This window comes from Bacteroides sp. MSB163 (genome assembly GCF_036416795.1).
GTDB classification, from domain to species: domain Bacteria; phylum Bacteroidota; class Bacteroidia; order Bacteroidales; family Bacteroidaceae; genus Bacteroides; species Bacteroides maternus.
In genome coordinates, this window is the sequence record NZ_CP143867.1 from 5,612,131 (window position 1) to 5,635,512 (window position 23,382).

General features: G+C 39.5%; 20 protein-coding genes. 10 read left to right on the forward strand and 10 right to left on the reverse strand.

Features of this window, described 5'->3' with window-relative positions; genetic code table 11:
* Positions 1-20 precede the first annotated feature (20 nt).
* The 9 genes from VYM24_RS22120 (at position 21) to VYM24_RS22160 (ending at position 9,770) form a co-directional block, all read left to right on the forward strand.
* On the forward strand, positions 21-1,778 hold the full coding sequence (locus VYM24_RS22120; RefSeq protein WP_291548915.1) for a RagB/SusD family nutrient uptake outer membrane protein: 1,758 nt from the start codon (positions 21-23) through the stop codon (positions 1,776-1,778).
* Positions 1,779-1,814: 36 nt separating this feature from the next.
* Entirely contained in the window at positions 1,815-2,849 is a 1,035-nt protein-coding gene (locus VYM24_RS22125) for a DUF5627 domain-containing protein (RefSeq protein ID WP_291548913.1), read from the forward strand.
* A 34-nt stretch (positions 2,850-2,883) separates the two neighbouring features.
* Entirely contained in the window at positions 2,884-5,097 is a 2,214-nt protein-coding gene (locus VYM24_RS22130) for an endo-1,4-beta-xylanase (RefSeq protein WP_291548911.1), read from the forward strand.
* Between the two features lie 11 nt (positions 5,098-5,108).
* Positions 5,109-6,749: a glycosyl hydrolase gene (locus tag VYM24_RS22135; protein ID WP_291548909.1), complete on the forward strand. Its 1,641-nt coding sequence runs from the start codon at positions 5,109-5,111 to the stop codon at positions 6,747-6,749.
* A 149-nt stretch (positions 6,750-6,898) separates the two neighbouring features.
* Positions 6,899-7,420 (forward strand): RNA polymerase sigma factor, encoded by a 522-nt coding sequence (locus VYM24_RS22140; RefSeq protein WP_195653630.1) that lies wholly within the window; start codon positions 6,899-6,901, stop codon positions 7,418-7,420.
* On the forward strand, positions 7,417-7,833 hold the full coding sequence (locus VYM24_RS22145) for a DUF2214 family protein (protein ID WP_195653629.1): 417 nt from the start codon (positions 7,417-7,419) through the stop codon (positions 7,831-7,833). Before VYM24_RS22140 ends, VYM24_RS22145 begins: the two co-directional genes overlap by 4 nt.
* A 24-nt stretch (positions 7,834-7,857) precedes the next feature.
* Positions 7,858-8,301, forward strand: coding sequence for a DUF6108 family protein (locus VYM24_RS22150; protein WP_224320019.1), 444 nt, complete (start codon positions 7,858-7,860; stop codon positions 8,299-8,301).
* Between the two features lie 34 nt (positions 8,302-8,335).
* Positions 8,336-9,211, forward strand: coding sequence for a hypothetical protein (locus tag VYM24_RS22155; protein WP_291548906.1), 876 nt, complete (start codon positions 8,336-8,338; stop codon positions 9,209-9,211).
* Positions 9,212-9,302: 91 nt separating this feature from the next.
* Positions 9,303-9,770 (forward strand): nucleoside deaminase, encoded by a 468-nt coding sequence (locus VYM24_RS22160; RefSeq protein ID WP_291548904.1) that lies wholly within the window; start codon positions 9,303-9,305, stop codon positions 9,768-9,770.
* A 205-nt stretch (positions 9,771-9,975) separates the two neighbouring features.
* On the opposite strand, the gene VYM24_RS22165 is transcribed toward VYM24_RS22160, so the two are convergent.
* From VYM24_RS22165 to VYM24_RS22175, 3 genes are all read right to left on the reverse strand, one after another.
* Entirely contained in the window at positions 9,976-11,565 is a 1,590-nt protein-coding gene (locus VYM24_RS22165) for a hypothetical protein (RefSeq protein ID WP_291548902.1), read from the reverse strand.
* Positions 11,566-11,867: 302 nt separating this feature from the next.
* A complete protein-coding gene (locus VYM24_RS22170) occupies positions 11,868-13,481 on the reverse strand; it encodes an OmpP1/FadL family transporter (protein WP_022210026.1) in 1,614 nt (537 codons plus the stop codon).
* Between the two features lie 49 nt (positions 13,482-13,530).
* A complete protein-coding gene (locus VYM24_RS22175; RefSeq protein ID WP_118434719.1) occupies positions 13,531-14,940 on the reverse strand; it encodes a hypothetical protein in 1,410 nt (469 codons plus the stop codon).
* A gap of 282 nt (positions 14,941-15,222) precedes the next feature.
* On the opposite strand from VYM24_RS22175, the gene prmA reads away from it, so the two are divergent.
* On the forward strand, positions 15,223-16,065 hold the full coding sequence (gene prmA / locus VYM24_RS22180) for a 50S ribosomal protein L11 methyltransferase (protein ID WP_291548894.1): 843 nt from the start codon (positions 15,223-15,225) through the stop codon (positions 16,063-16,065).
* 225 nt (positions 16,066-16,290) lie between these two features.
* Here the strand turns inward: prmA and VYM24_RS22185 are convergent, their stop codons facing one another.
* The 7 genes from VYM24_RS22185 to VYM24_RS22215 form a co-directional block, all read right to left on the reverse strand.
* A complete protein-coding gene (locus tag VYM24_RS22185; protein ID WP_291549010.1) occupies positions 16,291-16,881 on the reverse strand; it encodes a sugar transferase in 591 nt (196 codons plus the stop codon).
* On the reverse strand, positions 16,881-18,101 hold the full coding sequence (locus VYM24_RS22190; RefSeq protein WP_291548892.1) for a DegT/DnrJ/EryC1/StrS family aminotransferase: 1,221 nt from the start codon (positions 18,099-18,101) through the stop codon (positions 16,881-16,883). The genes VYM24_RS22185 and VYM24_RS22190 overlap by 1 nt, the downstream gene beginning before the upstream one ends.
* A 26-nt stretch (positions 18,102-18,127) precedes the next feature.
* Complete coding sequence (gene gmd / locus VYM24_RS22195) at positions 18,128-19,210, reverse strand: GDP-mannose 4,6-dehydratase (protein ID WP_291548891.1); 1,083 nt, start codon at positions 19,208-19,210, stop codon at positions 18,128-18,130.
* A 4-nt stretch (positions 19,211-19,214) separates the two neighbouring features.
* Complete coding sequence (locus VYM24_RS22200; protein WP_291548889.1) at positions 19,215-19,823, reverse strand: GNAT family N-acetyltransferase; 609 nt, start codon at positions 19,821-19,823, stop codon at positions 19,215-19,217.
* The gene (locus tag VYM24_RS22205) at positions 19,813-21,021 is read right to left on the reverse strand and encodes a glycosyltransferase family 4 protein (RefSeq protein WP_291548888.1); all 1,209 of its coding nucleotides are present in this window, start codon (positions 21,019-21,021) and stop codon (positions 19,813-19,815) included. Before VYM24_RS22205 ends, VYM24_RS22200 begins: the two co-directional genes overlap by 11 nt.
* A complete protein-coding gene (locus tag VYM24_RS22210) occupies positions 21,018-22,106 on the reverse strand; it encodes a glycosyltransferase family 4 protein (RefSeq protein WP_291548886.1) in 1,089 nt (362 codons plus the stop codon). Before VYM24_RS22210 ends, VYM24_RS22205 begins: the two co-directional genes overlap by 4 nt.
* A gap of 156 nt (positions 22,107-22,262) precedes the next feature.
* Positions 22,263-23,309, reverse strand: coding sequence for a mannose-1-phosphate guanylyltransferase (locus VYM24_RS22215; RefSeq protein WP_291548884.1), 1,047 nt, complete (start codon positions 23,307-23,309; stop codon positions 22,263-22,265).
* Positions 23,310-23,382 lie beyond the last annotated feature (73 nt).

Consider the following 23,382-nt stretch of genomic DNA (forward strand, 5'->3'; position numbering starts at 1 on the left):
GATTAATAAAGAAGAAGATTATGAAAAAGAAAATTATACCTTTTATAATAGGTGCCCTGATGCTCACCGGTTGTGATGATTTGTTTTCACCAGCCATCGAAAACTTCCAAGGCGTGGAAAACATGTACAACGATGCGGAATACGCACGGGGAATATTGCACAATGTATACAGTCTGATTCCGGGCTATTACGATAACAGCGAGTATGGCACGGATGACGCCGTAACCAACCAGCCAAGTAATGTGTATCTGCAAATGGCCACCGGTGCCTGGACTACAAGTTCATATAATCCACAGAATCAGTGGACCAATTCCTACGGTGCCATTCAATACATCAACCTCTTCCTGGAGAATGTGGGAGGCGTAAAATGGTCGGATGATGAAGAACTGAACAAATTGTTTGCGCAACGCCTCACTGGCGAAGCTTACGGACTCCGTGGGATGTTCTATTTTTATCTGCTTCGTGCCCATGCCGGTTTTGGTGCAAATGGCGAACTGCTCGGTGTGCCCATATTTACAGAACCTCAGACAATAGAATCGGATTTCAATCAACCGCGTGCTTCGTTTCAGGCTTGTGTAGAACAAATCTACAATGATCTTTCCGAAGCAGAGAAAAGACTTCCTTATGAGTATGAAGATGTTTCAGGAAGCGTTCCTGCAGATTTCCAGAGTCTCACACAAGACGTCGGTAAATACAACACCGTTATGGGTGCCAAAGCACGTCAGTTGTATAATGGAATCATAGCCCGTGCCTTCCGTACACGCACAGCCGTACTGGCTGCCAGTCCCTTCTTTGAAGATGTTTCCAACGCTGCCACATGGGCGGATGCCGCTAATGCCGCAGCTGCTGTAATAGACTACAAAGGAGGTCTATCAGGATTAGCATCCGACGGAGTGGAATATTACTCACCCACTATTATAAATACAATTAAGGATGGTGCCAATCCAAATGAAATCTTATGGAGAGGAAACAAAGGAAGTGGTGATAACGATCAGGAATCACAAAATTTCCCACCGAGTTTGTACGGTAATGGTTACATGAATCCATCGCAGAATCTGGTCGATGTATTCCCCATGGCCAATGGATACCCCATCAATGACGCAGCCAGCGGATACGATGCCAACAATCCTTATGCTGGACGCGATCCCCGTTTGGGCAAATACATTTTTTACAATGGAAGTACAATCAGTGAGAAGAGTATAACAATCAACATCAATGAGGGAAATCAAGACGGCGTTAACGTGACCGAAAACCGCTCAACCCGAACAGGCTATTACATGAGAAAACGCTTGCGCATGGATGTGAACTGTAATCCGGCATCCATTTCCAAACAGCCGCATTACACACCCCGTATCCGTTATACTGAAATGTACCTGAATTATGCTGAGGCAGCCAATGAAGCTTGGGGACCGAAAAACGCCAACGGCAGAGATTACTCCGCTTACGATGTAATCAAAGCCATCCGGAAACGTGCCGGCATAGGTGGTATCAATGATGCTTATCTGGAAGCATGCGCTGCAAGCAAAGACAAAATGCGTGAACTGATCCGCAACGAACGTCGATTGGAACTCTGCTTCGAAGGATTCCGTTTTTGGGATCTCCGTCGCTGGAAAGTCGACCTGAACGAACCGGTATATGGCATTAGCTGGAATGGTAACAGTTATCAGAAAATAACCGTGGAAGAACGTTCGTATGAAGATTATATGTACTGTTGCCCTATCCCCAACTCTGAGATACTGAAGTACAGCAACCTCATCCAGAATAGAGGATGGAAATAAACAAAATTGTGAACACTATTAATAAAATAGCATGATATGAAAAAGAAATTAGCATATATCGGTCTGGCTTCATTACTCTTGTCTTTCACTGCGTGCGAAAGCTCTGACAATGAATTCTCCGACTTCGATTATCAAACTGTATATTTTGCCAATCAATATGGTTTACGTACCATTGAATTGGGAGAAGACGAATTCCTCGATAACTCTTTGGATAATCAGCACAAAATATCCATTAAAGCAGCTTGGGGTGGTGGTTATACCAACCGCAAGAATGTAATTATTGATACTCAAGTAGATGAATCGCTTTGCGAAAACCTCTATTTCAAAGGAAGTAACACTCCTGTTACCCCTATGCCCACCTCCTACTACACCCTGGCCGCCAACCAGATCAATATTCCCAAGGGTGAAGTTATAGGTGGTGTGGAGGTACAGTTTACCGATGCATTCTTTGCCGATAAAAAGACTCTTGATAATTATTACGTGATTCCTCTGAAGATGACAGGCGTACAGGGTGCAGACTCCATCCTTCAGGGTAAGGCAGTCGTAGCAAACCCCATGTTGACAAATAGTGGCGACTGGAGTGTACAACCCAAGAATTTTGTACTTTATGCTGTAAAGTATGTCAATCCCTGGCATGGTGAATACCTGCGTCGTGGAGTGGATCAAGCTGTGATAAACGGTGTTTCTTCGCAATTGGTACGCCACCAGCAATATGTAGAGAAGGATGAGAAAGTAAATATTACAACTGAAAGCCTGAAAGACAATATTCTATCCTTATCAACCAAGGACGCGCAAGGTAATCTTTTCAATTACAACCTCAGCTTGACTTTTACCGAAGATGGAAATTGCACAGTAGGTAGTACTTCCGACGATCTCATCATCTCCGGTACCGGTAAATTTGTGAAGAAGGGCGAAAAGAACAGCCTTGGCGGTAAAGATCGTAATGCTATCTATCTGGACTATACAATTGACTTTAAAACCAAAAACATGCAGTACGCCACCAAAGATACGTTGGTGTTAAGCAGTCGTGCCGTACAAGGTGGCAAGTCATTCGAGATAGAAATAAGATAGTATTATCTGGTATAAACGTTTAAACAAAGAAAACATGAAATACTTTAATCATAAGATAATCGGTATTGCCATGATGTGTGTAACGGTTATGGCATGCACCGATAAGTACGATTGCAACCTTCAGGTAGAAAAGCCTGAAGAAGTGGCCAACAGCGAATACCTGGCCAGCTTCGATTTGCTGAAATCGTACATTACCCGCGATGCCGGTTCACCATTCAAGTTTACGGCAAACTTGTCTGCAACAGACTTTTTAAAAAAAGACATTGCTTACAGCACCATACTTAGTAATTTTGATGGTATAGATATTGGCGATTCCTTCATACCTGTCAATTCATTGAAAGAGGATGGTTCCTTCGATTTTGGCGGAATGCAATTAGTATCTGATGCTGTCAAAGGAACGGACATAACGCTTTATGGTGGTACGCTCTGTTCCAACCAAGGACAACGCACCGCTTACTATAATGAACTGATACAGCCCATTATTATCCCCTTCGTACCCGAGAAAGGCAAAACTGTGATTTGTGACTTCGAGAATGATGAACTCGGCACAGCTTATGGTATGACCGGGGGAAGTCTGGCTGTGGTGGAAAACGATCCGGATGGGAAGAGTGGCAAAGCACTGCATGTAGGTACCGATGACAACAAAGCTGCCTATTCACATCCTAAGTTCAACGTCAAGTTACCGGAAGGCCGAAAACTGGGCGATTACGTCAATCTGACCATTGATATGCGTATTGTAAACAGTGATGGTATATATGGAGCAGGTATGAGAGTCTTTATCAATGGACAAGAATTTAACGTAGGTACAAATGCCCAAGGACTTGGTTGTAATCCCAACACTTGGAATCGTGGAGCGGTCATCAGCTTAAATAGCGCCACAGCTCCAGGCTTCATATTGCCGGATGAAATGAAAGGACTTACTGAATTTGAGCTTGCCGTTGGATCCGCCTCTGGAGGAGCACAATATTTTCTCGATAACATCGTGATGAATTATGAGCTTCCCGGAACAGGTGTCACTAAAATTGACTTTGAAAAAGATGAACTTGGTACATCTTATCCGATGACAAACGGAAACTCTTCCGTTGTAGAGAATGATCCAGAAGGCAGTGGCAAAGTATTACACGTAGGTACGGCTGCCACCCCTTGCAATAGATCTTATCCTAAATTCACTGTAAAATTGCAAAACGGAAGAACGTTAGGTGACTACATAGGTCTTTCTCTCGACATGTACCTGATAGATGGCAAAGGTGGCTGGGGTGACGGCATGCGGGTAGTAATTAATGGACAAGAGTTCAACTGTGGCCAAGGACCGTTCAACTTCGGTTGTGAAGCTAACAAATGGGGACGAGACAAGATTTATATCACATTCCTGAAAGAAGGTGAAACTGCGGGAAGTGGAAAGATCGCCATTCCCAATTCCCTGAAGGATCTGACCGAGATAGAACTGGCCGTAGGTTCAGGCTCGGGCGAGTGGCATGCTTACATCGATAATATCAACCTCCACTGGAAAGCCGATGATACCATCATCGAGAAAACTCCCGAAGAGAAAAAGAACATCTTCACAGAAGAGATGAATAAATGGATCGGTGCTATAGTAAATGCCGGTGGTGAGTCTGTAAAAGTATGGAATATTGTAGGCGAACCACTTGACAAAACCATGGATGCCAACACCTTCAACTGGGGTGAATACTTGGGCGAAGTAGAATATGCACGTACAGCCGTGAAACAAGCCCGTGACACAGCGAAAATTGATCTCAACCTCTTCGTCAGCAATACATTCAATCAATCTGATGAGATGGGACAGAAAGCCGATGAATTGATTGCATTGGTAAAATCCTGGGAAGCAGATGATGTAACCCATATTGACGGATACAACATCCTTCTCCATGCGGTTTATTCCAAAGATGCCACTTCCCAGAAAGCCAATGAAGAGATGATTTCCGAATTGTTCGACAAGCTGGCACAGACCGGTAAACTGATACGTGTATCCGACCTCAGCATGATGGTGGAAGATACAGAGGGTAAGTTCATCCAGACCAGTAAACTGACTGCTGATGAACGGAGTGCCGCAGCCAACTATATAGCTTTCATCATGAAAGAATACCGGAAGACTATCGCATCGGACAAGCAATATGGCATATCCATTTCAAGTATGACCGAAACCAGTACCGGTAACAAGATTTGCCCCTGGACTTCGGGATACAATCGAAATGGAATGTATGAAGGAATAGTTGAAGGATTGAAATAACCCGAAGTATAATGAAACAACTTATTAGAAATCTATGCATTTTTCTGATGGGAATGTCATGTTGGGCATGCTCTGATAATAATAATGCGGAGACTGATGATAACGGGAAGGGCGCATATGCGCTCTTCCCTAAAAAGTCAATTACAGTGAGTGCCGGTGAAAATCAGACGGAGGTCGTTATAGAGTGGGCAAAAACCTCCTGGGAGATAACCTTCGAACAGGGAGATATTGTAAAAAGTATAACTCCGATGTCAGGTGGAAGCAGTGATGGAGAAAAGCAGTACACAAAAATTCAAGTGGTTTGCAATGCTAACGCTTCAATGAAACAACGTACACAGACTATTCACATTACTGACAAAACCAACAAACAGACTACTGATTTATTGATAGAACAGGAACCAGCGTTCAAGTCTGTTACACTTAATATTGACCCTACGGTGAAATATCAGCCGATAGCAGGATTCGGTGGAATGTACAATCCTAAAATTTGGTGTGGCGGAAACCTCATTTCTGCCCGGCAATTAGACCAAATGTATGGTGAGGGCGGATTGGGCTACTCCATCCTTCGCCTGATGGTTTATCCCAACGAATCTGATTGGAATGCTGATGTAGAAGCGGCTAAAGCGGCACAGGCCAATGGAGCAATAGTTTTTGCATGTCCGTGGGACTGTACAGATGCTCTCTCCGAGCAAATCAAGGTGAACGGCAAAGAAGTAAAACATCTCAAAAAAGAAAACTATGGAGCATACGCCGATCATCTTATCCGTTACATCAATTTCATGAAACAGAATGGAGTAGATCTTTATGCCATATCTGTTCAGAACGAACCGGATATGGACTTTACTTACTGGACTCCTCAGGAAGTAGTAGATTTTGTGAAGCAATACGGTGCCAAAATCCGTGAAACCGGAGTCAGACTGATGTCTCCCGAAGCATGCGGTACGCCGCCCGAATACACGGATCCGATAATCAACGATGCCGGAGCATTTGCACAGACCGATATTATTGCAGGACATCTTTATCAAGGTTTTACAGACCTGGATAATGGATACGTCAAAAATCGTCACGATTACATCTGCGGTCTCTATCCTCGCATCCAAGGGAAGACCTGGTGGATGACGGAACATCTCTTTAATGACGGAGAAAAATCAGATGATCCGTCAGCATGGGAATTCCAAAAGTGGCAATACTGCCTCAACCATCTTGGCAAAGAAATCCACATGTGTATGGAGGGCTATTGCAGTGCATACGTATACTGGTATTTAAAACGCTTCTATGGATTGATGGGCGATAATGACAAGCGCAGCCCGGTGGGTGAAGGTGAAATTGCCAAGAATGGTTACATCATGGCCCATTACGCGCAGTACGCCACAGGTACTACCCGCATTAAAGCTGTCTCGAATAATACAGGGGTATGTGCCACAGCCTACATCAATGAGGCAGGAAATGAAGTAACAGTTGTATTGCTGAATTTCACCGGAGCCACCCAGTGTATAGAAATACCGTTGGCAGGAATGAAGCGTGCAAGTGCCGTTGAAACAAATGAAAATAAAAATATGGAAGTTATCAGTACTGAGATGCTGGAATCCGGTGAGGGTGTATATGTACTGTTGTCCGGTAACAGCATAGTCTCTGTCCGGTTGACCTTATAATTGCATGAAGTGATATGGAACCACTCAAGTAGTTCATATTCTCCCCAAATGGTAAGTGTTGCCAAAGCAAAACAAAAAATTGCTTTGTGCAACACTTTTTTTTATTTTTGATGTCACGTTCGCTTTACACGTTCGTCTTAGTAATGTAAATGGAACTCAAACAATTTAAAATATCCGTTCTACCCCTCCGCAATAAGCTATTGAATTATGCGCGGAAGTTGACCGAAAGTCCGGACGATGCAGAAGATGCCGTACAGGAAGTCCTGCTCAAGCTATGGAACAAAAGGCTTGAACTGGAACAGTACCGCAACATTGAAGCATTCGCCATGACCATGACGCATAATCTCTGCATGGATATGTGGCGCACCAGGCATACTGCCAGCGTACCGTTAGAGTATGTACAGGATGCCACTCCCGGTGGAACACCGGAACGGTTGCTTGAGATAAAAGACGAAATCCGTCTGATGCATGAAATTATTAATTCATTGCCTACCTTGCAGCGCACCATCATGCGGATGAAAGACATCGAGGAGTACGAAACGGAAGAGATTGCCGACATCACAGGCTGTAATCCGGAAGCTATCCGAAGTAACCTGTCGAGAGCGCGAAAGAAAGTGAGAGAAATTTACCTGCAAACCGTACAAGAAAAAATAAGGAGGAAACAAGCATGAAGATAGAAGAATTAATAGACCGCTATTTCGAAGGACAGACCTCATGTGAGGAAGAACGCGAATTACGCAGTTTCTTCACGCAAGAAAATGTACCGGAATCGTTACAAGTATATCGTCCCTTGTTTGTCTGCCTGGATCAGGAAGCAAAAGCATTCCGGCAAGAAAGTACTCCTGCTAAAAAACTTACCTTCCGCCGTCGCTTTATTTACACGGCAGGAGGAATAGCAGCCGGAATTTTATTAGTGATCGGCATTGCCGGTACGCAGCGATACCTTCACCCCACTCCGGAAAATTACGTCATTATCGACGGTAAGCAATACACCGATGCAAACCTGGTGCATGAACAAGCCCTTGCTGCTTTCCGAGATATGCGAACTACGGAAGATGAAGTGCTTGATCTGATGTTTGAATAATAAAAAGAACTAATAGATACAATTATGAAAAAGTTCACTCATACCCTGCTATGCTGCCTGCTGCTCTTGTTCAGTACCGGCATGTATGCCCAGAAAGGACTGCAAATAGCATCCGTATTTCAGAAATACGGCAATGAGAAAGGGGCCACTTACGTGGAACTGTCCAAGATGTTATCCAAGAATTGGGACATCACCCATTACCAAAGCCTGAAACTGACAAAGGCAGAAAAAGCATTACCGGATATCTACCGGTGTCTGGAATCCGACCGGGAACATGCCAGAAAAATAAAAGAAGTGGTGACAGACGGACGTATTCAATCGGGATACTACCAGTTGCCTCCGGTAAAAGATAAAATAAACCGCTTCATACTATTCCGGCTCGGCAAGAAAGGAGAAGCCACACTTATCTATATCGAAGGCGAAATAGACAGTGACGACCTTGTCACACTGATATTCAGCAAAGACTAATTCTGAAATTTATAAATCACAAATAATAAAACTTATGAAACGAATTTTCTTTTTATTCCTTATCATGACTTCCATGACAGTCGTGGCACAAGAAAGCATCCCGCAAGATACAACTCTCTATCTCAACGGACGGAAGATCATCATTAAAGAACATGATGGCAAAATCAAAGTGAAAATGTATGAGGCGAAAGCCGACAATGACACCATCGAAAACACCCAGGTATTTGAAGGTGTGTATCTGGACGGCCGCAGCATTGAACGAACCACAACGGTTTCCGTGCCTTTTGTGAAGAAGAAAAAAGGCTATTACCGCTTTGATCCTCACTACCCCGCCATCTATTTCGGCTTTAACAAACTGGCAAGCAATACATTTCAGTACTCTGCCAAAGTACCTCAACTTGGCTCGAAATCCTGGGAATGGGGTATCAATCTGTTTAATACCGGAGTTGCCATAACCCGTAACAATCATTGGGGATTGACCACCACCCTCGGTTTAGCACGTATCGTCTATAAACTGGATGACAATTACGGCTTTGAGAAAGTAGACGACATCACCGTTTGCCGGCAAGCCGAAGATGTGGATTATCAAAAGAGTTGGCTACGCTATTGGGCTTTCCGTCTGCCTGTCAGTCTGGAATGGCAAACCAAATTCGGCAGTCGCCGTGCTTTCATTGCCGCTGGTCCGGAAGTGGAATGGCGTGTAGGGGTTAAATCCAGAGCCAAATATGATGATAAGAAACATACTTTGAGTAGCAAGCTGAATACCCATCCGCTTGGCATGAATCTGCTGCTACAGGCTGGTTACGGTTGCTTGGGGTTCAATGCCCGTTTCGCTCTCACTTCTTTGTTTGAAAAGAATAAAGGACCCGAGCTCTATCCGGCTTCTATAGGCATAGGCTGGTACTGGTAAGAGCGCTACACCAGCAATATCGATTGGTTTTAGCTGATAAAGCAAAAAGATTTCTTATCTTTGCCTTATTACTAAAACCAATCATTGTATTATGACCAAAGAAGAACTTATGAGAAAAGCGATTGAACTTTCTACGGAGAATGTCGCTAACGGTGGCGGCCCGTTTGGTGCTGTCATTGCCAAAGATGGAGAAATCATAGCTACCGGTACGAATCGTGTGACATCTTCATGTGACCCGACAGCACATGCCGAAGTCAGTGCCATTCGTGCAGCAGCCACGGCACTAGGTACTTTCAACCTCAGTGGTTGCGAAATCTATACCTCTTGTGAACCCTGCCCCATGTGCCTCGGTGCTATCTATTGGGCCCGACTGGACAAAATGTATTATGGAAACAACAAGACTGACGCCAAAAATATAGGTTTCGACGACTCTTTCATATATGATGAAATCGCTTTAAAACCTGCCGATCGCAAACTACCCTCAGAAGTATTACTACACAATGAAGCCATCAAGGCTTTTGAAACATGGAGTGAGAAGGAAGATAAGATAACTTATTAAGAGGCTGTCAACAAGAAGTTAAGAGTTTGTCAGCAAGAAGTTAACTTCTTGTAAACAAGGAATTAACTCCTTGTAAAACAATCATTTTCAAAGTATTATAAAACAGTAAAATCCCCGAAGTCCTGTGATGCAGACTCCGGGGATTTTCACAAATTTATTCTTCATCTAAAAAAAGAATATAGAGTTCAAATAGTAGTATCTGAATCTAATATTGTGCCAAAGGAATTATTCCAATCCTATAATACCCAGAGTTATATTTGGGATTCAAAGCAGGCTCATAAACAGGACAATGATATTCACCGCGTTTTCCGCAATAAGTAAATCCTACACTATCCATCTCATCCTTAATTATAATATCATCACCAAAGTTAACGATCACATCTCCTAGCTCATCACTATCTAAATACGTTGTAACAGTAGTGGATACCCTATGTTGTACAGTAGTGGAAATACCAAACTTTGCCCCAATTTTCACTTTCTCTTCCAAACCTATATCAAAGTCAAAATTAGTAGCAAAAGTAGTTGTTGTTTCTACTACATTCTGTGTCGTTGTCTGCAAATCCTTTTCTTGAATAGATATTTTCACAGAAGTAGAATATTCCTCAATATTCCAATCAAACAATGGTAAAGGTTCGGGCAGATAATATTTCTTTATACTTTTAACACCTTTAATTAGATTAGGCCTATATCTTCCTTGAGTTTGTAAATCGAGTTCAAATAAATCATATGGAGGAATGGATATTCCCTTTATTATCTCATTAGATACTAAATTAATATTGCTAACATAAACTTTTACAATAAACTCATAATTCCCATTAAACCAAAAATTCTCAGGCCCCCTATTGTTTGGATGATCTCTTGTTGCTTGAAGCTGCTCGTCATAATGATGTGGGTCATCGTCTTGATCAGATATATTACCATATACAGTATTAGGGTTTCCCAGTAGTTCAAGATAATATATACATTCCGACATTTCCTTGCAAAAGGCACCTCTACCATTATTCTCCATAATATCATAATAAACATAATCCCTTTGCCAAACTCCATTCCGATCTGCATATTTCTTTGCATCAAAAACTTTCTGAAGCCTAGCAGGAATATCTAAAGAAGAAACCCTAGTATTTGCTTTAACAAGATTATTGAACTCCTTATATTCAAATACAAAATTCATACCATTTTCTGCACGCAAAACACAAGAGTTATCATAATTCCTAGTTAACGCAGACTGTAACACAACCCTTTCAGATGGTTTTACTACAACAATAGGAAAAGCTGGTATTTCATTATTCGCAATTATATCTACTTTTCCAGTATTATCCACATACCATATTTGACCTTCTTTGTTTTTATAAGCAACGAAAGGTATTTCTTGAGCAACATTCCACTTTTCTGCTGAAAAGATGTCTTCTGGAAGAACTGGAACAAAAATTGTAAGAGTAGGCATTTTCCTATATAAAACTTGCAAGTTTTCTTTGCTCATATATTTCGATAAAAGTTCTTCCAATGTACCCTCTCCACTTAATCGTTTTTCTTTAACTAACATGTATAGGACATCATAATCATGATCAAACTGCTTTATCGCCTCTTCTTTTATAAGCTTTCTTGCACCTTCACTTTCATTAAGAACTCTAGCCAAAGCAAATGAAAATTCACTTTTTAAAGAGTTTAGGTCTATTTCATCATAACTTTCTTCAATTAATGATGAATTATTACTTGTTTCAATCATATCATTAGAACATGATCCTACAATGAATAGAGCTAATAGTAGTCCTACTTGTTTCAATCTAATATTCATAATATTAATCTTTTAATAGTAATACATTAAGTCTCATCTAATTCTGCAGAACTGTTATAAAGATAATGTTTTTATTTTAAACATATATATTTTTAGTAAATTTTGTTTAAAGAAAGCAAGAAAGAGATCATTAAGCAGCCACATACAACCATTTTAACAATTTATACAAATACCACCATAAATTTTCGCCTAATTTATAGCAATATAAAAAATCCCCAAAGTGCTGTGATGCAGACTCTGGGGATTTAGTTAATACACAAGGTATTTGCAATGAAAGGTTATTTGCTTATATTGTTACTCTTTTAGAAGCGCATACCTAAAGTAAATATCACTTGACTACGTGTGTTTGTCACTTTTGTCTTATTTAGATATTCATCATCAAAAGCATAAAAATCTGATTTGTAAGTACTATATTGATACGCCAAATCTGCATAAACTAATGAACCACGATAACCAATACCTAAAGTGTAATTACTCTTGGATTTAGCATTAGCATAGTCCGTATCTGTCATAACAGAGTTCAGCGGCAAATCCTTATATGCTCCGTCTTTATATGCTGCCGTGCTATAATTGTATCCGGCACGCAAAGCAAACTCAGGTATCACCTTATATTCTGCACCTATGCGGAATGTACTTACTCCTTTCAGCATTTCTTTGATTGTAGAATTTTCATACCCCATCTCATCCCCTTCAGGATAATAAAGACGTATACTTGAGTAATCCTGATATTCATATTCAGCACCGAGAGCAAGATTTGTACCAACTGTATATCCTAAACTTAGATTGTATTTCCATGGAGTACGGAGTTCATAATCATAAGTCATATCTTTGTTATCCAAAAAATCATAACTATCTACTGTTGTTTTATAAAACTCAGTTTCCCCCTTATCATTCTGCCCATAGATACCAGACTCAAGAAAAACATTAGTAGCCAAGGTCAACTTATAAAATGTAGGAGTATGTATTGCAAGTCCAATACGCAAAGGAGATGTTTCAAAAGGACGTATGATTGCTCCCAATTTAAAATCAAATCCTGTTCCGTCAATCTTTGTCCAGCTATTTAAGTCATAATATTCCCCTGTGTCATAATCCTCACTATAAATGGAACTTTTGGTATAATTCAAGTCATAAGCACCTACAGTTACTCCCAAATACACCCTATCATTAAAGTTGAAAGAAATATTGAAGTCATATTGATCCACCCCACCAGTTTCACGTGATCTGAACTTACTATAAGGTTGGGGAAGAAAAGCACCAAATCCTGTCAATCTGTCTTTATTATTCACATCCTCATATAAGGGATCATAAAGTGAGCCACCCCATCCTAAAGCAGCCAACCAACCTACATTATTATTATTAAATACATTATTATTAGGAGTAGCATTATCATCTATATATTTTATATCATACCCATTTTCCAACATTCCTCCAGCTTGTGAAGCCATCAAAAAAGTTTGCGAAACAACCTGCCCGTCAGGTGTCAGATTAAGCAACCCCTCCATTGACGTCGTTTTATTAAATGATTTGGAACGGTTATAGCTGAAACCGAAGTTTACATATCGCAAGGTGGTCTCATTACCAATTTTATTAGAAAGTACAAAACCAGCATTATTCAATTGCCAGCGGTTCTTATTTGAATTGAAAGTATTACCACCATACGTACTTTCTGTTCCGGTTGATGAAAAACCAAATGAAGCAGTAACATCATTACTACGATAAATACCTATACCTGCAGGATTAGTTGCAATGGTAGACATATCACCTCCCAATGCCCCCATGGCTCCGCCCATACCAACAAAACGAGCTGTTCCATTCAAATCCTTCTCTGTCATCTTTGTAACATCATATATAGTCTGCGCACCCATTCCCATTGAGACAAGCAATGAAAGGGCGACTAAAGTCAGTTTCTTATTCATAATCAATGTTCTTTCTAGTTCAAAACTATTATTACATTCACGTATCTGTTTATCTTCTTCCACCGCCTCTACTGGAAGAACCGCCTCCGCCACCACTTGAACGGGTAGAACCTCCACCACTACCTGAAGAATAGCTGCCGCTAGAGCGTGAGCTGCCACCTGATGAATAGCTGCTAGAAGAACGAGTGCTGGAAGAAGAACGATTATAATCATAAGAACGACTACTGGAACGACTACTTGCACCATTGTCATAATTACGTGGAGCAGATGAACTACCGCGGTTATAAGTTGACGAACTACGTGTACTACTACTGCGTGTACTGGTACCGGAAGGACGAACCGCAGAATTACCACGATTGCTACTACTGCGTACACTTTGCACATTGCTATTGTATGCACCACTACGAGTGCTACTCGGACGAGTATATGTTGAACGACGTGATGAAGCAGCGTCTGTCCGTGTACTCATTCCCGGACGTTCGGATGAAGCACGGGTCCCTACCACACGGCGAGTTGAACTTGTACCAGAGCTTCTTCTCACTTCTCCACTTGTAGAACCAGCACTGCGTCTTGTTTGATAGCCACTTGTAGAACCTGAAGATCTCCGTGCAGTTGATGAACCTGATACACGATTTCCTGAGGACACTCTATTTCCATAAGAACGCCTGCTCGTATAAACATTATTGTTGCTCCAATGGTTGCCTCCCCAGTGTCCACCGCCACCGGGATACCAGCCACCGCCAGGATAATAATGATGGTGATGATGTCCCCATCCCCAACTCCAGCCACCGTAGAAACCGCCCCAGCCATAGGCCCAGCCACCGTAACTGTAATAAGGTGAGTATCCACCCCAACCATAATAAGGATAGCCTCCCCATCCGTAGGAGTTATAACGCCAATCCCACCATAAGCGGTTAGAGAAAGTCGGGAAAGCATACGCATACATTCCGTCAGTATAAACGTTCCAGTCCCATGAATTCAGACCGTAAACGATATCCCAATAATACGGGCTACTGATGCTCACCGCATAACGCGGGTTGCGGAAACGTACGATACGCATAGCATATTCATAATCATCTTCCGAACCATCGAAGCCATTTACCCATTCACCATCCGGATCGGGCACTGCTTTTTCCTTAATATATAAGGTATCATCTTCCATTACGAAGTCATTCTCACGAGAATCATAACGACGGTTATATTCGTCTACATCACGTGTATTTCCTTTACGATCCTGTACTACAACAGTAGTATTACCTGGCGACGTATAAACCGTAGTTGGTGCATTCGACTTTACTACAATTTCTTCAGTCGGAGCAGAGCTTGTAACTTTCTTCTCCTGCTTCTTTTCCTTCTTATCCTTAGAAGGAATGTAGTAAAGGTCGTCATCTATGCTCTGCGCCGAAACCATCCAAGGGAGGCACAAGGCAAAAAGCGATAAAAAAACAATCTTTTTCATATGGGTGTGGTTTATAGGTTTTACATTAATCCATTTTATCACGTCACAAAGATAGCGATGGATTTTACCGCATACAGGAGAATTTCCCCAAATGATTATAGGGATTTCCCTAAATGCCCTATCTTTATAGAAGATAAGCTGCATCTCAGCATAACTTTTTCATGCAAGCATGAAAGTTCTGCATTCGATTTGCATTATCTTTGCAGCTAGTAAACAAATATACAAAGAAACTGGTTCGCTTCGCTAACAATCGCTTTGCATTTAACAATAAATTATATTCCAATGAAATATTTAGAATTTATTTTCCGCACTTCCCCTTGTACAGAAGTAGTAAACGATGTGCTTTCCGCTATCCTAGGTGATGCAGGTTTTGAAAGTTTTGTTGAGCAAGAAGATGGTATTGCCGCCTATATACAAAAAGATTTGTATGATGAAGCAACTGTAAAAGCAGCTATTGACGAGTTCCCCCTACCGGACACACAAATCGAATATACTTTTACAGAAGCCGAAGATAAAGACTGGAATGAGGAATGGGAAAAGAACTTCTTCCAACCGATTGTGATTGGTGACCGCTGTGTCATCCACAGCACCTTCCATCACGATGTTCCCCAAACAGAGTATGACATTGTTATCAATCCACAAATGGCTTTCGGCACAGGACATCACGAAACCACCAGCCTCATTATCGGTGAACTACTGGACAGCGACCTGCAAGGCAAGTCCCTTCTCGATATGGGTTGCGGCACTTCTATCCTTGCCATTCTTGCTCGCATGCGTGGTGCAGAACCTTGTACTGCCATTGATATTGATGAATGGTGCGTTCGTAACTCACTTGAAAACATCGAATTGAACCACGTAGACAATATTTCTGTATTTCAGGGAGATGCCTCTTCACTGGAAGATAAAGGTCCGTTTGACGTAGTCATCGCCAACATCAACCGGAACATTCTGCTGAATGACATGAAACAGTATGTGCGTTGCATGCACAAGGGCTCCCAACTCTTTATGAGTGGATTCTATGTGGATGACATTCCTCTGATCCAGGCAGAGGCCGAACGTAACGGATTACACTTTGTACACCATCAGGAGAAAAACCGTTGGGCAGCAGTGAAATTTGAACTTTAAAGCTTACTCATCCTGGGTAGCATCTACCGGAGAACACCGGCTGATGCTACCTGTTCAATTATGGACAAAAAAAATCCCGACAAGACAATAATTGTCTGCCGGGAGCCAGTATGAGTATTATTTTTGAGCTTATAAATGTTATCAAAAATAAATATTTAAACAGATATTATTTTTTCCATATATAATAAGGTATAAATAATACCTTTATACATTTCAACAGCTTCTTTACGAATGTACAATACTCCAAAATGTCAGAAAAATAATTTTAAAATATTCTTTCACAGAACGGTGATTGATATACTTCATATTATATTGAATTTTATCTGGAAGAATTTGTTCCATATACGCACGATCTGCATCTTCTGCCTGTCCCAAAATCGTATTTTCATCTACATACTCTATAGATGCATAATCTGTAATCCCAGGACGAACAGACAGTACCCTTCTTTGCTCTTCCGTATATAGGTCAACATATTTCCGAACTTCCGGGCGAGGACCTACCAAGCTCATATCTCCTTTCAGTACATTGAATAATTGTGGCAATTCATCCAATTTGTACTTACGAATAAAGTATCCAATACGAGTAATTCGCGGATCACGTCCACCTACTGTTATCAAGCCCTGTTTATCCGAACCGATACGCATTGAACGGAATTTGTAGACATAAAATTCTCTACCATTACGCCCTACACGCAACTGTTTATAAAAACCACCGCCTTTACTTTCCAAACGAATAGTTATATATAACAATAAAAAAACAGGAAAGAGCACAATTATGCCCAAAAGAGAAAAGAGAATATCAAAAAAACGAATCATCATTTATCACCAATCACTTTCCAATATGCTTCCTTTACAACTCTAATAATAAAATTCAATTTTTCTCCATCTAATTGTGGATAAATAGGCAAAGAAATTTCTCCTTTAAAATTTTCATAAGCTTGCGGATAATTTTTTATATCATATCCTAATGAGCTGAAAAATGAAAGCATCGGCATTGGAATAAAATGAACATTTACAGCAACTTCGCTTTTCGCAATTTCATTAATCATTCGATCGCGTTGTTCTTCTGTAAATTCTTTAATACGTAGAGCGTAAATATGATATGAACTTTCCTTTTCTCCAGCAACCGAAGGGGGTAAAATAGTCCAATCACAATCAGCAAATGCTTCCGAGTAAGCATTAAAGACTCTTTTCCTTTCCTTCAGTAATTTGGGGTATTCTCGTATCTGAGCTAGACCAATAGCCGCATTTACATCAGCCATGTTTATTTTCATACCTAAACCTACTATGTCATAACGCCAACCACCAGCTTTCGACTTAGAAAAAGCATCTTTAGTCTGGCAATTCAAACTCATCATACGAAGCTCTTTATAAAGCTCCGTATTATCAAATGGTTCAGGTAAATTTAGACAGATGGCTCCTCCTTCAGCTGTCGTCACATTCTTTACAGCATGAAGAGAAAAGATAGCGACGTCTGTTTCACATCCTGTACGCTGATTTTTGCTGTAATAAGCTCCTAAAGAGTGCGCTGCATCATTCATTACAAGAATGCGTCCTAACTTTTCCTGTACCGGAGATGCTACCTGAAATAAACTCTGCACTTCAGGCTCTTTAACCAGTTTCATGATACGATCATAATCACAAGGAAAACCTGCAATATCTACTGGAATAATAGCTTTAGTCCTTGGAGTAATCGCTTTGCGAATAGCTTCTACGGAGATATTAAAATCCTCCCCGGAATCTACCATGACTGGCTTTGCACCAGCATGAAGCACTGCTAAAGCCGTGGCACTATACGTATATGCTGGTACAATTACCTCATCCTCCTCTGTCACTCCCAACCAACGGAGCATCATTATAGCGCCCGAAGTCCAAGAGTTTACACAAAGCACTTCTTGAGCATTAGAAAAGACTCTGATTTCTTCTTCCAATGCTTTCACTTTAGGTCCGGAAGTTATCCAGCCGGAACGTAACGAATCAACGACTTCGTTGATGACCGCCTCGTCAATATAAGGGGGCGAAAATGGAATTTTCATATTCGGCTATATAATTAACAATAATTTTAATCATCTAATTGCGCCCTGACATACAATTTTTTAACAAACTGCATATCATGCACCACCATTATTTTCACCAATTCAGAAAAACTAGTCCTTGTTGGATTCCAGCCAAGCAATGTTTTCGCTTTTGTCGGATCTCCTAATAACTGTTCAACTTCACAAGGTCGGAAATACTTGGAATCAACTTCAACCAATACTTTACCAGTTTTTACATCAACGCCCTTTTCATTTACCCCTTCGCCTTCCCAACAAAGTTCAATACCTGCTTCCTTGAATGCAAGCGTAGCAAATTCGCGAACCGTATGCATTTCACCTGTAGCTATAACAAAATCTTCTGGAACATCATGCTGCAATATAAGCCACATACATTCCACATAGTCCTTTGCATACCCCCAATCACGACGTGCATCCAAATTGCCCAAATAAAGTTTATCCTGAAATCCTTGTGCTATACGGGCAGCGGCAAGTGTTATTTTTCTAGTCACAAATGTCTCTCCTCGTCGTTCACTCTCATGGTTGAAAAGGACACCATTAACAGCAAACATACCATAACTTTCACGATAATTTTTTGTAATCCAAAAACCATATTGCTTTGCAACACCATATGGACTACGAGGATAAAATGGCGTTGTTTCTTTTTGTGGAACTTCCTGTACTTTACCAAATAATTCGGAAGTAGAAGCTTGATAAATTTTTGTCTTCTTTTCCAAGCCTAGAATACGAACCGCCTCCAACATACGAAGTGTCCCTACAGCATCTGACTCTGCTGTATATTCAGGTACATCAAAACTTACTTTTACATGACTTTGCGCTGCAAGGTTATAGATTTCATCCGGTTGTACCATCTGGATAATCCGAATTAGTGAACTACTATCTGTCATATCTCCATAATGAAGATTGATCAGACGGTCTTTTTTCATATCCCGCACCCATTCATCAAGATATAAATGCTCAATACGTCCTGTATTAAAAGATGAAGAACGACGAAGAATGCCGTGAACTTCATAACCTTTTTCTATTAAAAACTCGGCAAGGAATGAGCCATCCTGACCTGTTATTCCTGTTATTAATGCTATTTTTCCCATTCGATCACTTATTTAAATTCTTAATGTATCTATACATTTTTCTTTTAGGATAGGCTACAAAATCATAAAATACTTTATAGCCTATAGAAGTATAAAAACCTTGTGCTTTTGCATTATCCTCAAAATCAGTAGTTAAAGATAGACAATCACCCCCTCTTTCAATCACTATTTTTTCTAATTCATTAAGCAGTTTTTTTCCTATTCCCTCCCCCTGACAAGAAGTATCAACGGCAATAGATAATAATTCAGCATAATTACCTTTATCTTTTACTGAAGAGCCTTTTTTCACTAAATTTTTATACAACCTTGCAATAGACAAAGGACGAAAGAATAACAAACGAAAAGCAATAAAGGAATAATCAAGCAGATTTTCTTTTATAAGGCGAGAATGGAAAGAAGTCGATACCATCGTTGCAGCGCAAAAACCCAACAATTTCTCTTTTCTGTAATACCCCAAAAGAATTCCTTGATTATTTTTTTTCACCGTTTTATAATATAATGATAAAAAGCGATCACCCAAACTAGTCAAAAAGAAATCCGGGAAAGCGCGTTTATGAACAATAACAAGTGCATTTATATCTTTAATAGATATTTCTTTTACCTCAACACACATATGCTTCTATCAAATTTGTTATCAAAGATAAATTGTGTTTCTTCGAGAATCGTTCCATTGCATAATTAAAACCATTATATCCTTTTCGCTTTAAAATGCCGCTATTTTGCCATTGAATTGTCTCCTGTAATGCACAAATCAAAGCCAGCTCATTTTCCGCTTCTACAACCAAGCCGCAATCACTTTCCAGAATTGCTCTCGCTGTATCACTTTGCAAATCCAAAGAAGCTATTATAGGTTTCTGTGAAAACATATATGCTGGTAATTTAGAAGGAATTGAACTCATCGCTGCCCCTTTTTTTACAGGTAGAAGCATTATATCCGCTTGACTTTGTATCTCAGGAACTTTACCATCCGGAACATCCCAGAATTCAATTTCTGCACTTTGGTAATATTTTGCCAAATCCACACATGATTGCTTTCTAGAACCGCTTCCAGCAATAATTAATCTCGCCTTTTTCAAATTTGCTTTAACAAAAGAATGAATTAAGAATTCAACTCCTGCTACAGGACCAATATTCCCTAAATACATAAAGGATAAAATAGAATTCTTCTCACTCATTTCATGGCTGTTTTTATATGCAATAAAATCACTCTCATTCTGCCAGTTTTCCACAACAGTAATCATACGCCCATTCAGTTTCCTACTTCTCATCAAATACGTTTTCATATTGATAGAAATAGCTAATATATGAGTAGCATTATTAAGGATGTACTGATCAATAGGTAACAATGTAGAACGTATAACCCATGAAATAAATTTAGATTTTATTCTATTAGTAAATGATTCCGGATAAATATCTTGCACATGTACAATACATGGTATTTTATACTTCTTAGCAGTTTTTACTATCAAAGCCTGTGAAAATAGCGGCCATGAGTTTACATAAATACAAGAAAAGCGATTCCAATATCTCTCAATATATTTTTTACAATGTAAGCCAAAACTAAAGCTTTCATAAAAACGGCCTATTAATTTAGATTTAGGGCATACATAAGAGTCAAGCGTAATTTCTTCAAATTGGCTCACTTTATCTGCTTTTTTATTAAAAGAAAATCCATAAGGACGACTTGAGCGAGGATGTAGAACCGTTACTTTATAATCTTCCGACATTTTATCTGCAATATCAAATGATAATCGAGAAGACACAATAGGCTCAGGAGGAAAAACTGCAGTAATAATTAATATAGTCTTCATTTTGTATTTTTTAAATTCCCATTATAAGCTTCTTCATATAGAGACATCAGTTGTTCATACATCTTATCCCAGCTAAATCTCTTGACATTCTCAAGCCCCTTCCGTATCACTTCTGAACAAAGACTTTCATCCGACAATAGTTCCAGTTTACTACATAATTCGACCTTATCTAAGGTGTTCATTAACAGAGGTGTATCACCTATTATTTCTGGAATAGAAGAAGCATTATAAGCTATTACAGGACAACCTGCTTTCTGGGCCTCTAATACAGGAATACCAAACCCTTCATAAGAAGAAGGATAGACTAAAGCTTTAGCTCCATTATACAAAATATTCAACTGTTTATTTGAAACTCGTCCAGCATAATAATAGCGTTGATTACCAATATTTGAATCTAGAAAAGTTTTCTCTTCCTGAGTTAATGCAGATCCAACTATTATAATTCTCCAATCTTTATCACACATACTTTCTATTACTAATTTAAAATTCTTATAAGCCTTTCGCTCTCCCACAAACAATAAATAAGACCTATAACTATATGGTAAATTAGCACTTGCCACATTCTCCAAAGGATGATAATCGTCAGATACTCCATTATAAATCACATGAATCTTCTTTTCATCTACATCAGGTAAAAATTTAAGTAAATCTTTTTTAGTATTTTCTGATATACAAACAACATATTTTGATTTACGAATTGCATAATACTTTTGCCAACAGTGAATCCATTTATGTAAACCATGATAAAAATATTCATAAGTAAAATCATGAACTGTCGTTATATTAATGGCATTTGGATTTGAACTAATTCTAAAATATGATGAATGAAAAATAAAACTCTCACTTACATTTTTACAACTTACAGGTAGATAGCGCTTATATCTCAACATAAAACGAGGATATTTGATTATGGAATCCGGAGAAACTACCAGTTGCATACGTTGCATATTATTCACACAAGAATATTCTATAATTGTAACTTTTACACCAGAATATAACAATCGTTTAATAATCTCATACCATACAACAGAGATACCACCTGTCTTTTGTAAACTAAAAATTATATTATCAATCCAAATTTTCATTTTTCATAATTAATTTATCATCAATAATTAACATTCAACTTTACTTCACAGAATTATAAAAGATACTTTAACATGCTTTCTGTACAATAAAATTCAAAATAGATTTGAGCCTTTTAAAACATACCTAAGCAATAAGATGTCAAAATCAGACACTTATTATTTATTTGTAAAATCTTTAATTTTTTGTTCTTCTTTCAAGCTACACACCAACAAACAATCTTTATTTTCTGCTATTATATAGTCGTTCAAGCCCTCTACCACGACTTGTTTCTCTCCCTGCGTATGAACAATGCAATTTCGACAATTATACATCCTCACATCTTCACCAATACAAGCATTGCCATCCTCATCTTGCGGTAACAACATTCGGAGTGCGCCCCAACTACCCAAATCACTCCAACCAAACATAGCAGGAAGAGTGTATATGTTTTCTGCCTTTTCCATTACAGCATAATCAATGGATATCTTATCACATTTAGGAAATAACTTACTGACTGTTGCTTTTTCTATCTCTGTAAAAAAGTCTAATGACATTTCATCCATTACCTCCGACAGGCTGGGAGTATATCGCCTAATTACCTCATCAATAGTATTCACATTCCAAACAAAGATACCTGCATTCCAAAAATAATTACCTACTTGAAGATAGTACTTTGCAGTATTTAAATCTGGTTTTTCTCTAAAAGCTTCAACCCGATAAAGCTCCGTATTTCCAATCTTTTCAGCTGCATATATATAGCCATAACCCGTTTCAGGCCGATTAGGCTTTATACCTATCGTTACGATACTATTATTCAAGGCAGTAAACTCAAGCGCAGCATTTATAACTCTTTGAAATTCTACTATATCGACAACCAAAGCATCCGAAGGTGTAACAACAATATTTGCTAAAGTATGCAGTTTCTTTATTTTCCAACAGGCATACGCAATGCAAGGAGCCGTATTACGTGGAAGCGGCTCTGCAAGAATATTATCTTCTGACAATTCCGGCAATTGCTCTTTTACAATATCTACATATCTCTCGCTAGTTACCACCCAAAAGTTTGTCATAGGACAAAGCATCGAGAAACGCTCCACAGTCAATTGAAGTAACGATTTTCCACACCCTACTACATCTATAAACTGCTTGGGATACTCTTGAGTACTCATGGGCCAAAAACGGCTACCAATACCACCGGCCATAATAACAACATGTGTTTCCATTTTTCTTGTATTTCTATAAAATATTGAGGTTCATTTATCGAATTCGTACATAACCAATTCTGACTTATCGTTC

Excerpts from the sequence above, each read along its gene's own strand:
- VYM24_RS22120 (WP_291548915.1), top strand. The coding sequence starts at position 21 with ATGAAAAAGAAAATTATACCTTTTATAATAGGTGCCCTGATGCTCACC.
- VYM24_RS22125 (WP_291548913.1), top strand. The coding sequence starts at position 1,815 with ATGAAAAAGAAATTAGCATATATCGGTCTGGCTTCATTACTCTTGTCT.
- VYM24_RS22130 (WP_291548911.1), top strand. The coding sequence starts at position 2,884 with ATGAAATACTTTAATCATAAGATAATCGGTATTGCCATGATGTGTGTA.
- VYM24_RS22135 (WP_291548909.1), top strand. The coding sequence starts at position 5,109 with ATGAAACAACTTATTAGAAATCTATGCATTTTTCTGATGGGAATGTCA.
- VYM24_RS22140 (WP_195653630.1), top strand. The coding sequence starts at position 6,899 with ATGGAACTCAAACAATTTAAAATATCCGTTCTACCCCTCCGCAATAAG.
- VYM24_RS22145 (WP_195653629.1), top strand. The coding sequence starts at position 7,417 with ATGAAGATAGAAGAATTAATAGACCGCTATTTCGAAGGACAGACCTCA.
- VYM24_RS22150 (WP_224320019.1), top strand. The coding sequence starts at position 7,858 with ATGAAAAAGTTCACTCATACCCTGCTATGCTGCCTGCTGCTCTTGTTC.
- VYM24_RS22155 (WP_291548906.1), top strand. The coding sequence starts at position 8,336 with ATGAAACGAATTTTCTTTTTATTCCTTATCATGACTTCCATGACAGTC.
- VYM24_RS22160 (WP_291548904.1), top strand. The coding sequence starts at position 9,303 with ATGACCAAAGAAGAACTTATGAGAAAAGCGATTGAACTTTCTACGGAG.
- VYM24_RS22165 (WP_291548902.1), bottom strand. The coding sequence starts at position 11,565 with ATGAATATTAGATTGAAACAAGTAGGACTACTATTAGCTCTATTCATT.
- VYM24_RS22170 (WP_022210026.1), bottom strand. The coding sequence starts at position 13,481 with ATGAATAAGAAACTGACTTTAGTCGCCCTTTCATTGCTTGTCTCAATG.
- VYM24_RS22175 (WP_118434719.1), bottom strand. The coding sequence starts at position 14,940 with ATGAAAAAGATTGTTTTTTTATCGCTTTTTGCCTTGTGCCTCCCTTGG.
- prmA (WP_291548894.1), top strand. The coding sequence starts at position 15,223 with ATGAAATATTTAGAATTTATTTTCCGCACTTCCCCTTGTACAGAAGTA.
- VYM24_RS22185 (WP_291549010.1), bottom strand. The coding sequence starts at position 16,881 with ATGATTCGTTTTTTTGATATTCTCTTTTCTCTTTTGGGCATAATTGTG.
- VYM24_RS22190 (WP_291548892.1), bottom strand. The coding sequence starts at position 18,101 with ATGAAAATTCCATTTTCGCCCCCTTATATTGACGAGGCGGTCATCAAC.
- gmd (WP_291548891.1), bottom strand. The coding sequence starts at position 19,210 with ATGGGAAAAATAGCATTAATAACAGGAATAACAGGTCAGGATGGCTCA.
- VYM24_RS22200 (WP_291548889.1), bottom strand. The coding sequence starts at position 19,823 with ATGTGTGTTGAGGTAAAAGAAATATCTATTAAAGATATAAATGCACTT.
- VYM24_RS22205 (WP_291548888.1), bottom strand. The coding sequence starts at position 21,021 with ATGAAGACTATATTAATTATTACTGCAGTTTTTCCTCCTGAGCCTATT.
- VYM24_RS22210 (WP_291548886.1), bottom strand. The coding sequence starts at position 22,106 with ATGAAAATTTGGATTGATAATATAATTTTTAGTTTACAAAAGACAGGT.
- VYM24_RS22215 (WP_291548884.1), bottom strand. The coding sequence starts at position 23,309 with ATGGAAACACATGTTGTTATTATGGCCGGTGGTATTGGTAGCCGTTTT.